The organism is Streptomyces sp. NPDC014894, from assembly GCF_043080985.1.
Taxonomy (GTDB): domain Bacteria; phylum Actinomycetota; class Actinomycetes; order Streptomycetales; family Streptomycetaceae; genus Streptomyces.
In genome coordinates this window covers 451,953-465,387 of the sequence record NZ_JBIBWD010000008.1, presented here as the reverse complement: position 1 = coordinate 465,387, position 13,435 = coordinate 451,953, and the positions used below count along the sequence as shown (strand labels likewise).

At 75.5% G+C, this 13,435-nt stretch carries 14 protein-coding genes and 2 tRNA genes; 10 read left to right on the top strand and 6 right to left on the bottom strand.

The window, feature by feature from the left end; all coding sequences use genetic code 11:
* A partial coding sequence (locus ACF089_RS21770; RefSeq protein ID WP_392028905.1) for an alcohol dehydrogenase catalytic domain-containing protein occupies positions 1-392 on the bottom strand: 392 nt, incomplete at its 3' end.
* 338 nt (positions 393-730) lie between these two features.
* Here ACF089_RS21770 and ACF089_RS21765 point away from each other — a divergent pair.
* From ACF089_RS21765 to ACF089_RS21755, 3 genes are all read left to right on the top strand, one after another.
* On the top strand, positions 731-1,393 hold the full coding sequence (locus ACF089_RS21765; RefSeq protein ID WP_392028903.1) for a MarR family winged helix-turn-helix transcriptional regulator: 663 nt from the start codon (positions 731-733) through the stop codon (positions 1,391-1,393).
* A gap of 58 nt (positions 1,394-1,451) precedes the next feature.
* Positions 1,452-2,141: a class I SAM-dependent methyltransferase gene (locus tag ACF089_RS21760; protein WP_392028902.1), complete on the top strand. Its 690-nt coding sequence runs from the start codon at positions 1,452-1,454 to the stop codon at positions 2,139-2,141.
* Between the two features lie 193 nt (positions 2,142-2,334).
* Positions 2,335-2,922, top strand: a complete 588-nt coding sequence (locus ACF089_RS21755) for a GNAT family N-acetyltransferase (RefSeq protein ID WP_392028900.1) — start codon at positions 2,335-2,337, stop codon at positions 2,920-2,922.
* Positions 2,923-3,089: 167 nt separating this feature from the next.
* On the opposite strand, the gene ACF089_RS21750 is transcribed toward ACF089_RS21755, so the two are convergent.
* A complete protein-coding gene (locus ACF089_RS21750) occupies positions 3,090-3,758 on the bottom strand; it encodes a hypothetical protein (RefSeq protein WP_392028898.1) in 669 nt (222 codons plus the stop codon).
* A complete protein-coding gene (locus tag ACF089_RS21745; RefSeq protein ID WP_392028896.1) occupies positions 3,755-4,843 on the bottom strand; it encodes a MerR family transcriptional regulator in 1,089 nt (362 codons plus the stop codon). The genes ACF089_RS21750 and ACF089_RS21745 overlap by 4 nt, the downstream gene beginning before the upstream one ends.
* Before the next feature lie 278 nt (positions 4,844-5,121).
* On the opposite strand from ACF089_RS21745, the gene ACF089_RS21740 reads away from it, so the two are divergent.
* Together ACF089_RS21740 and ACF089_RS21735 are read left to right on the top strand one after the other, a co-directional pair.
* The gene (locus tag ACF089_RS21740; RefSeq protein ID WP_392028894.1) at positions 5,122-6,051 is read left to right on the top strand and encodes a universal stress protein; all 930 of its coding nucleotides are present in this window, start codon (positions 5,122-5,124) and stop codon (positions 6,049-6,051) included.
* Between the two features lie 207 nt (positions 6,052-6,258).
* Complete coding sequence (locus ACF089_RS21735; protein ID WP_392028892.1) at positions 6,259-6,660, top strand: hypothetical protein; 402 nt, start codon at positions 6,259-6,261, stop codon at positions 6,658-6,660.
* A 104-nt stretch (positions 6,661-6,764) separates the two neighbouring features.
* Here ACF089_RS21735 and ACF089_RS21730 read toward each other — a convergent pair whose 3' ends face one another.
* Complete coding sequence (locus ACF089_RS21730) at positions 6,765-7,679, bottom strand: aminoglycoside phosphotransferase family protein (RefSeq protein WP_392028890.1); 915 nt, start codon at positions 7,677-7,679, stop codon at positions 6,765-6,767.
* Between the two features lie 208 nt (positions 7,680-7,887).
* On the opposite strand from ACF089_RS21730, the gene ACF089_RS21725 reads away from it, so the two are divergent.
* The 5 genes from ACF089_RS21725 (at position 7,888) to ACF089_RS21705 (ending at position 11,369) form a co-directional block, all read left to right on the top strand.
* Positions 7,888-8,334, top strand: a complete 447-nt coding sequence (locus tag ACF089_RS21725) for an RrF2 family transcriptional regulator (RefSeq protein WP_392028888.1) — start codon at positions 7,888-7,890, stop codon at positions 8,332-8,334.
* 153 nt (positions 8,335-8,487) lie between these two features.
* Positions 8,488-9,747: a globin domain-containing protein gene (locus ACF089_RS21720; RefSeq protein WP_392028886.1), complete on the top strand. Its 1,260-nt coding sequence runs from the start codon at positions 8,488-8,490 to the stop codon at positions 9,745-9,747.
* 64 nt (positions 9,748-9,811) lie between these two features.
* The gene (locus tag ACF089_RS21715; protein ID WP_392028884.1) at positions 9,812-11,179 is read left to right on the top strand and encodes a hypothetical protein; all 1,368 of its coding nucleotides are present in this window, start codon (positions 9,812-9,814) and stop codon (positions 11,177-11,179) included.
* Positions 11,180-11,210: 31 nt separating this feature from the next.
* Positions 11,211-11,283 (top strand) — tRNA-Arg (locus tag ACF089_RS21710).
* Between the two features lie 12 nt (positions 11,284-11,295).
* Positions 11,296-11,369 (top strand) — tRNA-Ser (locus ACF089_RS21705).
* A gap of 83 nt (positions 11,370-11,452) precedes the next feature.
* On the opposite strand, the gene ACF089_RS21700 is transcribed toward ACF089_RS21705, so the two are convergent.
* Both ACF089_RS21700 and ACF089_RS21695 read right to left on the bottom strand, forming a co-directional pair.
* Positions 11,453-12,376 (bottom strand): hypothetical protein, encoded by a 924-nt coding sequence (locus tag ACF089_RS21700; RefSeq protein ID WP_392028882.1) that lies wholly within the window; start codon positions 12,374-12,376, stop codon positions 11,453-11,455.
* A 108-nt stretch (positions 12,377-12,484) separates the two neighbouring features.
* Positions 12,485-13,249 (bottom strand): nucleotidyltransferase domain-containing protein, encoded by a 765-nt coding sequence (locus ACF089_RS21695; RefSeq protein ID WP_392028880.1) that lies wholly within the window; start codon positions 13,247-13,249, stop codon positions 12,485-12,487.
* Positions 13,250-13,435: the final 186 nt, after the last annotated feature.

The window sequence follows — 13,435 nt, the reverse complement described above, 5'->3', positions numbered from 1 at the left end:
AGCGGGAACGACAGCGCGCAGTACGCCGGACTCCCGGTCAGGCAGGGGGTGCACCGGCCGCACGACTGGTAGGACATGACCACCCGGTCGCCGGGCGCGACCGCGGTCACCGCGCTCCCGACGCGCTCCACGACTCCCGCGCCCTCATGCCCGAGGACCACGGGCAGCGGGGTGGGCAGATGCCGGTCCCGCACATGGAGATCGGTCTGGCAGACGCCTGTTGCCACCACGCCGACGAGCACCTCGTCGGGCCTCAGCACGGTGTCGAGGACGAGGTCCTCGAAGACGAACGGGCCGCCCTTCTCCCGCACCACCGCCGCGCGCACCGGCACGGTGGCGGGGCCGGGGCCGCCGGGGGCCCGCGGCGCGGTCGAGTCCTGTGCTACCGCCATGATCTTCTCTCCCGACCCGGACGCGTTCCCGGGCGGGGCCGAAACCCCGTGCCGGTCGTCCGACAGCGCAAGGTGATTGGTTCCGCAACGAAGCGTAGGCAGAGTTCCCGGCGTCGGCAAACGCTGCGTCCCGGCCCCCGGGCCGCGAAGCCGCCCGCGCGGGAATACCTGTTCGACGCGGGGCGCTGAGATTAATTGATTGATTGCTGAACAAACTGAATCGTCCGTCCGGCGGGGTGCCGGCGAAGACGACAGGACCCCGTCCCGGCGGCCACGCGCGACGAAAGGGCCCCGGGGCGGGGTCCGCCCCTCCACACCCCACCCCGCAGGAGACCGCCATGCCCGCCGCACCGACCCGGCCCGACCCCGCCGCACGTCCCCGGCCCGATCACGACCTCTCGCTCCGGCCCGACCAGGACGTATCGCCCCGGCCCGGTCCGACCGCGCCTTCGCCTCGGCCGGACCACGACGTATCGCCCCGTTCCGACCACGACGCACAGCAGACGATGCGCGCCTTCCTGACCGCCGCCCGGCTGCTCTCCGAACAGCTCGGACAGGGACTGCGCCGTGAGAGCGGCATGTCGCAGATCCACTACGAGGTGCTGGCCTGGCTCTCCGAGACCCCGGACCGGCCGCTGCGGATGACCGAACTCGCCCACCGCACGGGCGTCTCCACCAGCAGGCTCTCCCACCTCGTCGACCGGCTCGAACAGCGCCGCTGGGTCCGGCGGCTGAGCAGCGCCGACGACGGCCGGGTGCATCTCGCCCAGCTCACCGGCGCGGGCCGCCGCGCGCTGGAGGACGCCGCGCCCTGGCACGCGGAGTGCGCCCAGTCCCGGCTGCTGGACCATCTCACCGCCGAACAGCTGGCCCAGCTGCGGCAGATCAGCGAACTGCTCCGGGCGCGGCTGACCGGGACGGCCGCGCCTTCGCGCACGCCGGGCGGACTCCCCGCGTCCCGCGCCGACGAGGGCGCACCCCCGTCCCCGCCCTCGGTGTGACCGGCTCCGGGCACCTCATGCCTGGCCCCTGTCGGCGGGGCCTCGTAGGGTGACGGGCATGAAGCGCATGGGGGAGACGACCCGTACCTACACCGAGCCGCAGCCGGGCGTGCAGTGGTACTACGAGCAGTACGCGCAGGCGCTGGCGGACCGCTACGAGGCGCTCACGTTCGACGGGCTGTACGAGGAGATCCTGCCGCTGCTGCCCGCCCCTCCCGCCCGGGTGGCGGACATCGGGGCCGGTACGGGCCGGGACGCGGCGGCGCTGGCCCGGCTCGGTCACCGGGTGACCGCGGTCGAGCCGGTGCGGGAGATGCGCACCGTCGGGGCCCGGCTGCACCCGGAGCCCGTGGAGTGGGTGGCGGACGCCCTGCCCGAGCTGGGCCGGGTCGACGGCCCGTTCGAGCTGCTGCTGCTCTCCGCCGTGTGGATGCATCTGGACGAGGACGAGCGGCCGTTCGCCATGGAGCGGGTGAGCGCGCTGCTGACCGGGGGCGGCCGGCTGGTCGTGACCCTGCGGCACGGCGCGCCGCCGCGCGACCGGCGGATGTTCGACGTCTCCGCCGACGAGACCGTCGCGCTCGCCGCCCGTCACGGACTGCGGGAGGTCTACCGGGCGGGAGACGGCGCGGACCGGCTCGGCCGGAACGGGGTGCACTGGAGCCAACTGGTCTTCGAGAAGCCCGAGACCCCCGACGATCAGGAGAAGCCCGAGACTCCGGAAATGGGCGCGCCGGACGGCGATTGACCGGCGCCCGGCCCGGCGGGCTCCGCCCCGGCTGGGAACCGCCCCCGGCCGGAGACCGGCCCCGCCCCGGCCGGAGACCGCCCCGCCGCCGCTCCCAGGACGCGGTGAACTCCCGCCCGCTCCGGCGCTCGCGGCGCGGTGAACTCCGTAACGCGCTGGCGCTCGGCGCGGGCGAGCGGGAATGCTGGCCGGTATGACCGACGCGAGCGCCCAGGGCTTCCGTACGGACGACGAGGCGTCGGCCGACTGCGCGCGACTGCTCACCCCGCGGCTGTCGTTGCGCCGGCCCGTCCCCGCCGACGTCGACGCCGTCCTCGCGATCCACCGCGATCCCCGGACCTGTCTCCACAATCCCTCCGACGCCCTGACCCGCCGCGCGGAGGCCGAGGCGCTCTGCCGGAGCTGGCACGACCAGTGGGAACGCCATGGATACGGCTGCTGGGTGGTCCGCCGTCAGGAGGGGCCCGAGCGGATCGGCCTCTGCGGGATCACGACCACCCGGCTGAACGGAATCGGCGTCCTCAATCTCTTCTACCGCTTCGCCCCCGCCTTCTGGGGCCGGGGATTCGCGGCCGAGGCGGCGACCGCCGTCGTCGGCTGGGCGGCCCGCCGGGGCCCGGGGCTGCCGCTGGTCGCACGGATCCGGCCGGAGAACACGGCCTCCCGGCGGGTCGCCGTACGCGCCGGACTGACCAGGGCGCGGCATCTCGACGGGCCGGGCGTCGACGGCTTCGAGCAGGTCTTCGCCGTGGAGCCCCACCCGTATCCGCCGCCGCACTGACCCTGCCCGTATCTGCCGCTGCCCTGACCCCGCCCGTATCCGCTGCCCTGACCCCGCCCGTACCCCCGCCGGACCGCCGCCCGTATCCCCGCCCCGATCGCGCCCGACTTCGAAGGGACCGCCGCCCCGGCCCCGGCGGGCGCCCGGAGGCGCTCGGGCCGCCGAGGTCAGCCCGCCTCGCGCAGGGCGATGACCTCTCGCAGCGCGGACCGGTCGGACTCCGGCAGCCGGCGCTCGGCGAGCAGCATCCGCAGGGCGGCCGTCAGCCGCTCCTCGTCCTCGGGCACGCGCAGATTGCCCAGATACGGCGGGAGCAGCAGACCCAGCGAGTCGAGATCGGCCCGTGCGCACAGCCGCTCCAGCAGCGCCGCGACCGGCTCGTCGACCGCCCCGGCCCCGGCCGATGAGCCGGTCGCCGCCGGGGCGGTCGCCCGCAGCCCCCGGGCGACGCACAGCCGCAGCCAGTCCGCGTACTGACCCGGCGGCAGATCCCCCAGCCGGGCCGCCGCCCTCTCGAAGTGCTCCCGGGCCCGCTCCCGCTCGCCCAGATCCAGCCAGGCGCGGCCCATCGTGCCGTGCAGCGAGGGGTAGAACGGCCGGACCCGCTCGTCGCCCACCCGGTCGGCCCGGGTCAGACACTCCTGATTCCAGCGCAGCGTCTCCTCGGGGCTCCGCCCGTGCCGGGCCGCGTAGTGCGCGGCGACACAGGCCTCGTAGTCGTCGCCCGCCGCGCGCCACGCCCGCAGGAACAGCTCGGCGGCCTCCTCGTCCCGCCCCTCGCCCTCCGCCCGCATGCCTTCCGCGCAGAGGGCGATCACGGCGTTCTCCGGGTTCACGGGCGGGTCCTTCCGGGACGGTCGAGCGACAGGGGCATGACGAGGGTGGTGAAATCGCCCTGGTCCGCCGAGCGGACCACGACGGGCTGAGCGGCGGAGACGATCTCCAGCAGCACATCGGGACCGACGCTCGCCTCCAGAGCGGGCGCGAGCACGGCGGGGTCGAAGCCGATCGGCGGGCACTCCCCGCCCTGTCCCACAGCGGCCAGCACGGTCGTACGCGAACCGTCCGGCAGGCCGACCGCGAGCCGGTCCGCCCCGGGCCGCAGGACGACGGCCGGGACGTCGCCGCAGCCGTCGAGCGCGCCCAGGAGCGCCACGCGGTCCACGGCCCGCCGGTGCGCGGCCGGGGCGAGCGCCGCCAGCATCTCGCGGTACGCCGGGAACTCGGCTTCCACCAGGGGAAGTTCCCGGGGCAGTCCTCCGAGGAGGATCCGGGCCCCGCCGGCGTCGGCCTCCAGTGTCACCTCGGCCTCCCGCGCCGCCCGGACGGACAGAGCGACGAGGTCCGCCGCCGTCAGCAGCAGCCGCCTGCCCGGCCCCCGTGCCGCCGAGGGCCGCAGGGTCCGCAGCGACAGCCGATAGCGGTCGGTGGCGGCGAACCGCACCTCGCCGCCGTCGATCTCGACCGACACACACCCGAGGACGGGATGCTCCGGATCGGCCCCGGCCGCGGGCGCGACCTGGCGTACGGCGCTCGCCAGCTCCGCGCCGCCGAGCGTCGCCGCCGTCCGCTCCCCGGCCGCGCCCAGCCCGCGCAGCACCGACGCGATCGCGGCCTCGGCCCCGCGGGCCCGTTCGCGCTCCCGCACCCGGTGGCGCTCCAGGATCGCGCGGGCCTCCTCCCCCTCGCCGTCCAGCACGGCGGCGACCTCGGCGAGGGGCAGCCCCGCGGCCCGCAGCCCGCGCAGCAGCACGGCGCGCTCCTCCTGGTCGGGGCTGTAGTGGCGATAGCCCGTCGACGCGTCCACGGACACCGGCCGGAGCACCCGGCAGTCGTCGTAGAAGCGCAGCGCGCTCGGTGTGAGACCGACGCGCCTCGCGAAGGCGCTGATGGTCAGTAGTTCCGCGGTGGTGCTGTCCATGCCGGCGATTCTCGGCCTTCGGCCGACTTGAAGGTCAATCCGCCGCCGGATCCGCCCGCTCACCGGCCGCCCCGCTCACCGGATAGCCGTCCGCCCCCTCACCCGACCGGCCCCGCCGCCCGCCCGGGGAGGGACCTTCGGACGGGCCGGTCGGGCCGGGGCGGGGGCAGTTGTGACCGACGCGCCGAGGACCTGTGGCCCTCGCCGACCGGCGGGACCGCGCCCATGCTGGAGAGGGGACCGGTCGACGGATCCCATCGCTCCAGGAGGTGTGCATCATGTCCCGCACTGTCACCGCCGGCCTCGACGGCTCCCGAGAGAGTCTGGCCGCCGCGGCCTGGGCGGCCCGCGAAGCGACGCTGCGCGGTCTGCCGCTGAGACTGGTCCACGTCCGGGAGACGGTGCCCCTGATGCAGGCGCCCTTCATCGGCGGCGAGACCGGGCAGTGGTCCGAGCCCTCCGACCGGATCCCCCGGGAGGCGGCCGAGCTGCTGCTGCGCCGCCACCCCGGACTCGACATCAGCTGGGAGCAGCTCGACGGACGCCCCTCCGAGATCCTTCCCGAGGCCGCCGAGGAGTCCGATCTGCTGGTGCTCGGCTCCCGGGGCCTCGGGAGCCTCGGCGGCTTCCTCCTCGGCTCGGTGGGCCAGGCGGTCGTCGCCCGCACCGAGCGGCCGGTGGTCCTCGTCCGCGCGCCGGAGACCGGCGACGACGACGGCGACGGCGACGGGGAGGCGGACGCCGCCGCGAGCGGGACGGCCGCCGAGCCGCCCGCCGCCACGGGCCCCGTGGTCCTCGGACTCGACGCCAACGCGCCCGACGACGCGCTCATCGCCTTCGCCTTCGAGGCGGCCGTACGCGGCGGAACGTCGCTCCGGGTCGTCCACAGCTGGAACCTGCCGCCCTACTTCGCCTACGGGCTGCCCCCGGACCCCGAGCTGAACGCGCAGCTCGCCGACGGCGAAGCCCGCACCCTGGCCGGGGTGCTGGAACCCTGGCTGCGCGAGCACCCCTCGCTCGACGTCGTCGCCGAGGCCCGCCCCGGCAAGGCGGTCGACCAGCTGGTGGACGCCTCCCGCGACGCCTCGCTGCTCGTCGTCGGCCGCCGTATCCGCCGGGCCACACCGTTCGGCGGCCGGATCGGATCCGTCGCGCACGCCGTGCTCCACCACGCCGCCGCGCCCGTCGCGGTGATCCCCCACCGCTGACCGGCCCGCCCGGCCGCGCCGTACCGCGTCGGCGCGGCACCGGCCCGTACCGCCCGAAACCGGCCCGTCGCCCGTCCCGTCACGGCGCGGCGGGCCTTCGCGCGCCCCCGTTTCATTGTTCCGAGGGGCGTGACGGGCTTACGGAACAATCGCGCGGCGGCTGGAATCGTTGACGCACTCGTCATCGTGTCAACGCAAGGAGCCGTCATGTCAGGCAGAGACTTCGCCGCGATGGACCGGCCCACCGGGACGGACTCCCACGCCGAGGACATCCCCGTCGCCGACCTGTTCGCCTGCCGTCCCGCCCCGTCGGACCGCGACCGCGCCGCCGCGCGACCGCACGGCGAGCGCCTTCCGCGCCCGCCCGCACCCGGCGGGGAGGACCTCGACGCGATGCTCACCCGGATCCTCGGCCGGCTCGCCGAGGACGCCGACGGGTACGGGGCGGAGGACGGCGACGCGTACGGCGGCGAGGGCGCCGGTCTGCGCGGCGGCGAGGAGACCCCACGCTGGCGGGCGGCCCTGAGCGACCCGTCGCCGGCGGACCGGCGCGCCAGGCCCTGGACGCCGAGGGGGAACTTCCGCCGTCCGCCCGGCGGCAGCCGCTGACCCGGCCGGTCGCCCCCTTCGTCCGTCCGGCGGCGCGGCCTCCAGTCGGGCGGCGGCCGAACACCGCCGTGACACCGGCCGTCGGACGCCGGGCCGTCAGGCCGTCAGGTCGTCAAGACGTCAGCCCCGGCGTCCCGGTCGAGAGCGGTCGGCCGCCAGGCGCGCGTCCGCTGGGCGCGCAGCAGCTCCGGAGGGCTGTCGTCGTCGCCGTGGAGCCGGTCGGAGAGCCGGATCAGGGTGTCGGCGCGGGCCAGGAACAGGGCGCGCCGGCAGACGGCGGCGTCGTGCCCCGCGCCGAGGGCGATCCGTACGGCGGCGGGCGCGCCGACGGCGATCGCCAGCCCCGCGACGTCCTCGGCCGGGTCGCCGAGCGCGGCGTCGGTCCAGTCGAGCACTCCGCCGATCCCGCCCGAGGGGGTGACGAGGAGATGCTCGCCCTTGAGGTCGTGGTGGAGCAGCGCCTCGCCGGACGGTCCGGGCACGCCGTCGCCGCCGGCCGCCAGGGTCAGCGGCCCCCGGGGGAACTCGCCGTCCGAGCGGAGCCGTTCGCCCGCGCCCCGCGCCTCCTCGTACAGCGGGGCCGCCGCGCGCGGGCTCTCGCGGGGCACGCCCAGGGCGGCCGGCACGGCGGCGGGCAGAGTCCGCAGCGCGGCCAGCAGACCGGCGAGGTCCTCCTCCCCGGCCCGGGTCACCGGCCGCCGCTCGGCGGAGACGCCCGGCAGCGCGGCGTCCAGGGTGAAGGAGAGCCCGGGGGCCCAGAAACCGGCCAGGACACTGGCCGGCAGCGGGATCCGGGTGTGGCGGCGGACCGTGTCGCGCAGCGCGATCTCCCGGTGCTGGCGGCGCGAACCGTCCGCGTCCAGGGCGAGCCGCAGCACTCCTGTGCCGCCCACTCGCCAGGTGGAGTGCTCGCCGCCCTCGTCCACCGGGCGGATCTCCGCGGCCGGGTCCAGCGCGGGCACGGCCCGGCGTACTTCGTCGGCCGACCGGGGGCGGCGTACGGGCGGTTGGTTCCGCACGGTCTCGTTCTCCTTCCGGGGCGGCCGGGCGTGCGTCGCGCGCCCGGGGAGCGGGGGACAGCCTGGCAGCCGGACGCGGGCGCGGCCAGCGGATATCCGGCGGCTCGCCCGGCCGCTCCCGGCCTCGCTCCCGGTCGCGGGGCAGGGAGGGCCGCGCCACCCACCCCTAAGTGGTATCTCAGATTCGTATTAACGTAGGCTCGTCGGCGTGCGTATGACCAAAGGCACCGATCTCGCGCTCCGCATCGCCATGCGACTGGCGGTCCTGGCCGACGGGACGGCCCCGACCACCCGCGAAGTCGCCGACGCCGTCGGCGTCCCGTACAGCCACGCCGCCAAGGTCGTCACCCGGCTCCAGCACCTCGGCGTCGTCGAGGCCCGCCGGGGGCGCGGCGGCGGGCTGGCGCTCACCGCCGAGGGGCGCACCGGCTCCCTCGGACGCCTTGTCCGGGAGCTGGAGGGCGCGGGCGACGTCGTCGGCTGCGAGGACGAACCGCCCTGCCCGCTGCGGTCGGCCTGTCGGCTGCGCACCGTACTGCGCACCGCCCAGGAGGCGTTCTACGCCGTCCTCGACCCGATCACCGTCGACGATCTGGTCGCCTCGCCCACCGGCCCGGTCCTGCTGGGCCTTCCGCTCGGCCCGCCCGGCCGGTAGCGCGCCGGCCCGCCCGCGCCCCCTTCGCCCGCCCCCGCGCCCGTCCTTCCTTCCGCCCGTCCCGCCGCCCGTCACCTTGTCCGTCTCCCCGTACCTCTCCCCGTACCTCTCCCCGTACCTCTCCCCGTACCTCTCCACATCAGGAGCCCGAGGATGCTGTCCGAGAAGTCCGCCGGAACGATCCGCGCCACGCTGCCCGCCGTCGGCGGCGCGATCGGCGAGATCACCATTAATTTCTACGACCGGCTCTTCGCCGCCCATCCCGCGCTGCCGCGCGACCTCTTCAACCGGGGCAATCAGGCGAGCGGGGAACAGCAGCGGGCCCTGGCCGGCTCCGTCGCCGCCTTCGCGACCGCGCTGCTCGACCACCCCGGCGTCCGGCCCGACGCCCTGCTGAGCCGGATCGCCCACAAGCACGCCTCGCTCGGCGTCACCCGCGACCAGTACCGCGTCGTCCACACCCATCTGTTCGCCGCCATCGCCGAGGTGCTGGGCGACGCGGTCACCGACGAGGTCGCCGCCGCCTGGGACGAGGTCTACTGGCTGATGGCCAACGCCCTGATCGCCATCGAGGCCCGGCTCTACGCGGAGGCAGGCGCCGAACCCGGCAGCACCCTGCGCGACCACCGCGTCGTCGGCCGCCGGGCGGAGACCGACGAGGTCACCACCTTCCTGGTGCGGCCCGCCGACGGTTCGGCCCCGCCGCCCTTCCGGCCCGGCCAGTACGTGTCCGTACAGGTCGAACTCGCCGACGGCGCGCACCAGATACGCCAGTACAGCATCTCCGGCGCGTCCGCCGACGCCCTCCGGTTCAGCGTGAAGCGGATCGCCGGGGCGGACACGCCCGACGGCGAGGTCTCCGGCCATCTGCACGACCGCGTCCACCCCGGCGATCTGCTCAAGGTCGGCGCGCCCTTCGGCGATGTCGTCCTCGACGACGGCGACGGCCCGCTGCTGCTGGTCTCCGCGGGCATCGGCTGCACCTCGATGATCGGCATGCTGAGCCGGCTGGCCGCGGACCGCTCCCCGCGCCGGATCACGGTCGTCCACGCCGACCGGGACCGGAGCCGCCACGCCTTCCGCGCCGACCTCGACCGGTATGTCGCCGAACTGCCCGACGCCGAGGCGTATGTCTGGTACGAGACGACGGAGCCCGGCCGCCCCGCGGAACCGGCCGCCGGCCGTGCGGACGCCGACGCCGCCGGCCGTACGGGCGCTGTCCGCACCGCCGTCGTCCGCACCGGCCGCGCCGACCTCGCCGCCGTCCCGGCGCCCCCGGGCGTCACCGCCCTTCTCTGCGGACCGCTGCCCTTCCTCCGCGCCGCGCGCGCCCAGCTGCTGGCGCGCGGAGTCCCCGCCGCCGACATCCACTACGAGGTCTTCGGCCCCGACCTCTGGCTCGGCCAGGAGTGATCCGGCGGGCCGGGCGGACGATATCGGCTGGAACCGCCCGGCCCCGGCTGTCACGCTGTCCCCCATGTCCCCGAACACCGAGCAGCTCCTGCGGGAACTGCACGCCTCGCTCGGTCTGCGCAAGCGCCCCGAGGACGTGGCCCAGCTGATCCGCGACCTCTTCGACACGGCGCCCGGCGAGATCGACCGGCCCACCCGCAAGGCGCTCGACCGGGCCGCCCGTACCTCGCTGCGCAGCCTGTGGCACGGATACACCTCCATGATGGAGGACTTCGCCCGGCCCGTCGGCGCCCAGCGCCAGCTGGCCGTCTCCGCGGGGCTGTTCCGCACCGTCGCCGAGCCGCCCGAGTCCCACGGCGACGACCCCGCCGAGATCGAGGCCGTCATCCGCGCCGCGGGCGAGGAGATACGCAAGGCCTACGGGCACAGCGACTTCCACGCCGACCGGCTCAACCGGGAACAGCGCGCGGAGGCCGGACTCGGCGATCTGTCCAAGCGGCAGTACAACAAACGGTTCCGGCTGCTGCGCCGGATGGAGGCCAAACTCGCCCGTATCATCGCCGAGCAGCGCAAACGCGAGATCACGATGATCGGCAAGAGCGGACTCGCCAGCCGGCTGCCGTACGGCGAGTTCGCGGCCGACCACGGCACCGCGGCGTTCATCGCCTACCTCACCGCGCGCGCCAACCTCCGCAGCGAGTTCACCGTCACCGGCCAGCAGAAACCGTACGACCGGGTCGCGGAGGCCCTGTTCGACCGGCTGGACCCGGACACCGCCGGCTGGTTCGCCATCGCCCAGGTCCACCCCGTGGGACAGGTGCTGAAGCGCCTCACGGACGAGGAGCGCGGACTGCTGATCGGCCGCTGGCACCGGATCCTGCTCGACGCCGCCGAACAGCTCGAAGCCGTCTGGGAACGCGGTCCCCTGGACCGTACGACGATGATCGTGCGGCGCGGCGACGACTCCTCCACCTGGAACCAGGCGGCCCGGGCCTGGAACCAGGCGCGGACCCACTGGCTCGCCCTGCTGCAGGCGATGGGCGCCGAGGACGTCGTCGAGCGGATCTGCCCCGGCAAGGTGCTGCCGCTCATCGCGGCGGACGTGGCGGCCTGGCACCGCTCCACCGGCGGCGGGCCGCACCCGGACACCGGGGTCTGGGCCGAACTGCCGCTGCCCTGGGACGTGCTGCGCGGCCGCGCCGACTGCCCGGAGGAGCTGGTCGAACAGGTCTGCCGCCGCCACGGCGTCGACCCGCGCAGGGGCGGCTGGTCCCGCGTCCGGACGGAGGCCCGCGCGGTCCCCTTCCGGCCCACGCCCGAACTGGTCCACGGGGTCACCGTCGCCGATCCCGTGCTCGCCGCGCTGCTCCGCTCGGCCGGGTTCTTCTCCGGCCGGGGCCACCGCTCCGCCTCCGCCCCGGAATCCCTTTGACGTCTCCCGGTCGGGGCGGGCAGGATCGTTTCATCGGGGAAGCTCAGTGGTGGAGCGGCCGGCTGCGGACCGGTTGGACGCAGGTTCGAGCCCTGCCCCCGTGGTACGACTGTGGGCACCGGGAAGCTCTGCGGTGGAGCGCCCGGCTGAATCCGGGTGGACGCAGGTTCGAATCCTGTTCCGGTGCCCATGGCTCGGGCTGTCGAGTCTCCTCGATCCGCTTTCCGCTCTCCTCGGTCCGCCGGGTTCGCCCGGTCCGCCCGGTCCGCGCCGTCAGATGCTCGGCGGTCGGCCGTCGCCGTCGCCGTCGCCGCCCGGCGCGTATCCGCATGCCTCCGGTGCGCAGTGCGGCTCGTGGTCCCGGCCCCAGAGATACACATCGCGCTCGGTGAGCCGGGAGACCAGGGCGAGCCGGCGCTGCCGGACGCGCGGCACGGTCGAGGGAAGCGCGGCGAACGTCTCCGGCAGCACCAGGAGGCTCCCGTTGACCTGTTCGCCGTCGGCCATGCGCAGCAGTCCGCCGCACCGCCACCAGGAGCGCCCGGCATCCGGATCCGGCCAGTCGTGGGCGGCGGGGTCCGGGAAGAGATAGTGGGCCGCCCCGGGGTCGAGATGGGCGTACAGCCAGCGGCTTGGCCGGTTCCGGCCCGGGCGCAGCCGGTCGGCCTCCTCGTGGAGGGCGAGGACGGCCTCGCGGTCCACGAGCTTGAGCACCCGCCCCGGCCGGGGCAGCGGGCGGCGGCCCGGCGGCGGCTTCACCGGCCAGCCCGCGAGCAGCCCCAGCCGCTGACCCGGGCTCAGCTCCGGCACTCCCTTGCGCGGCGACGGCAGCGGGGGCGGCGGCGTCCAGCTCAGGCCCGCCCGCTCGACCCGGCGGAGCACCCACGCGCGCCGCTCCGGGGCGAGTACGCCCCATCGATAGCTCATCGGCCGCTCCCACATGGCCTGATCACGACGGGTGGGAGTGCCGTGGGCCGGCTGCCGGGGCGGGGAGACGGAGAGCGCGAGCATCGCCTGGGCGAACTCGGCCAGTTCGCGGATGCGCGCCGTGTGCTCGCGCGCCGAGGCCCCCTCCGGCAGCCGCTCGGCCCGTGAGGCCAGGCGCCGGAGCTCCAGGAGGGCCTCACTCGCGAGATAGGAGGCCAGCTCTCTGTCGTCGATCTCGCCCGTGTGCGGATCTCCCCAGGGTCTCAGCATCCGTGGAGTGTGCCACGAATGTGTGTGGTACCCACACGAAGCAGCCCGTACCCGGCCACGCGCGGATCGCGGGCGGCCGGATACGGGCCCGAGTGTGCTGACGGTCGCTCAGACGGCCTCGCGGAACAGCCTCTCGGCCTCGTCGATCGCCCGGAGCAGGGCCTCCGGCTCCGGCCGCAGCCCCGTGAGGATCGTGTCGATCCCGCGCAGCCCCGCCCGCGTCAGCAGCCGCTTCTCGTTGGTGACCCACTCGCCGCGCGCCGCCAGCACCGCGTGGGCCGTCAGCATGGCCGCCGTCGCCAGCGCGCCCGCGACCTCGGCGGCCTGGCCGCGCGGCGCGTTGGCGCCCCGCGCGTACTGGAGCGTCAGCTCCGCCCGGCCGCGCCACACGCCCGGCGCGGCCGCCCGGAGCGCCTCGGGGTAGTCGGGGCGCGGCAGAGTCCCGTACAGCACCCGGTTGAGGGCGAGTTCGGCGACCACGAGACAGCTGGGGATGCCCGCGAGATGGAACATCAGCGGCTCCCAGCGGAATCGGCCCTGCCGGGCCTCGGCCAGCTCGTGTTCCACCGTGCCGAGATCGCGGTAGTGGACGTCGACGCGCCGGCCGTCCACCGTCAGCCACGCACCGCCGTTGAAGACCCCGCCGCCCCAGCCGCCGATCTCGGAGACCTCTCCCGGCCAGCCCAGGGCGCGGAGATCGGCCGGGTCGAATCCGTCCCGGTAGTAGACCGCGAAGTCCCAGTCGCTCTCGGGGGTGTGCGTGCCCTGCGCCCGCGAGCCGCCGAGGGCGACGGCCTCGACGCCGGGGAGTCCGGACAGCCGTTCGGCGACCTGGGCGGGGAACAGCTCGTCGGTCATGAGGGAGTCGGTCATGGGGTGTCCGTTCGTACGAAGTGATGAGGCGGTCGGTGCGCGGACGCACGGGACGGACGCCGGAGCGGGGCTCGAACGGCGTCGCGCGCGGATCGACGCCCCCGGGAGGGCGCGGTGTCGTCACTTCATGATCTTCATGCCGAAGACCCTACCGCGCCGGTCTCCCCGCCGTCCGTGGGGGTGCGC

What these genes read in the sequence shown, in the direction of transcription:
- ACF089_RS21765 (WP_392028903.1), top strand. Translation starts at nt 731, where the DNA reads ATGCCCGCCGCACCGACCCGGCCCGACCCCGCCGCACGTCCCCGGCCC.
- ACF089_RS21760 (WP_392028902.1), top strand. Translation starts at nt 1,452, where the DNA reads ATGAAGCGCATGGGGGAGACGACCCGTACCTACACCGAGCCGCAGCCG.
- ACF089_RS21755 (WP_392028900.1), top strand. Translation starts at nt 2,335, where the DNA reads ATGACCGACGCGAGCGCCCAGGGCTTCCGTACGGACGACGAGGCGTCG.
- ACF089_RS21745 (WP_392028896.1), bottom strand. Translation starts at nt 4,843, where the DNA reads ATGGACAGCACCACCGCGGAACTACTGACCATCAGCGCCTTCGCGAGG.
- ACF089_RS21740 (WP_392028894.1), top strand. Translation starts at nt 5,122, where the DNA reads ATGTCCCGCACTGTCACCGCCGGCCTCGACGGCTCCCGAGAGAGTCTG.
- ACF089_RS21735 (WP_392028892.1), top strand. Translation starts at nt 6,259, where the DNA reads ATGTCAGGCAGAGACTTCGCCGCGATGGACCGGCCCACCGGGACGGAC.
- ACF089_RS21720 (WP_392028886.1), top strand. Translation starts at nt 8,488, where the DNA reads ATGCTGTCCGAGAAGTCCGCCGGAACGATCCGCGCCACGCTGCCCGCC.
- ACF089_RS21715 (WP_392028884.1), top strand. Translation starts at nt 9,812, where the DNA reads ATGTCCCCGAACACCGAGCAGCTCCTGCGGGAACTGCACGCCTCGCTC.
- ACF089_RS21700 (WP_392028882.1), bottom strand. Translation starts at nt 12,376, where the DNA reads ATGCTGAGACCCTGGGGAGATCCGCACACGGGCGAGATCGACGACAGA.
- ACF089_RS21695 (WP_392028880.1), bottom strand. Translation starts at nt 13,249, where the DNA reads ATGACCGACTCCCTCATGACCGACGAGCTGTTCCCCGCCCAGGTCGCC.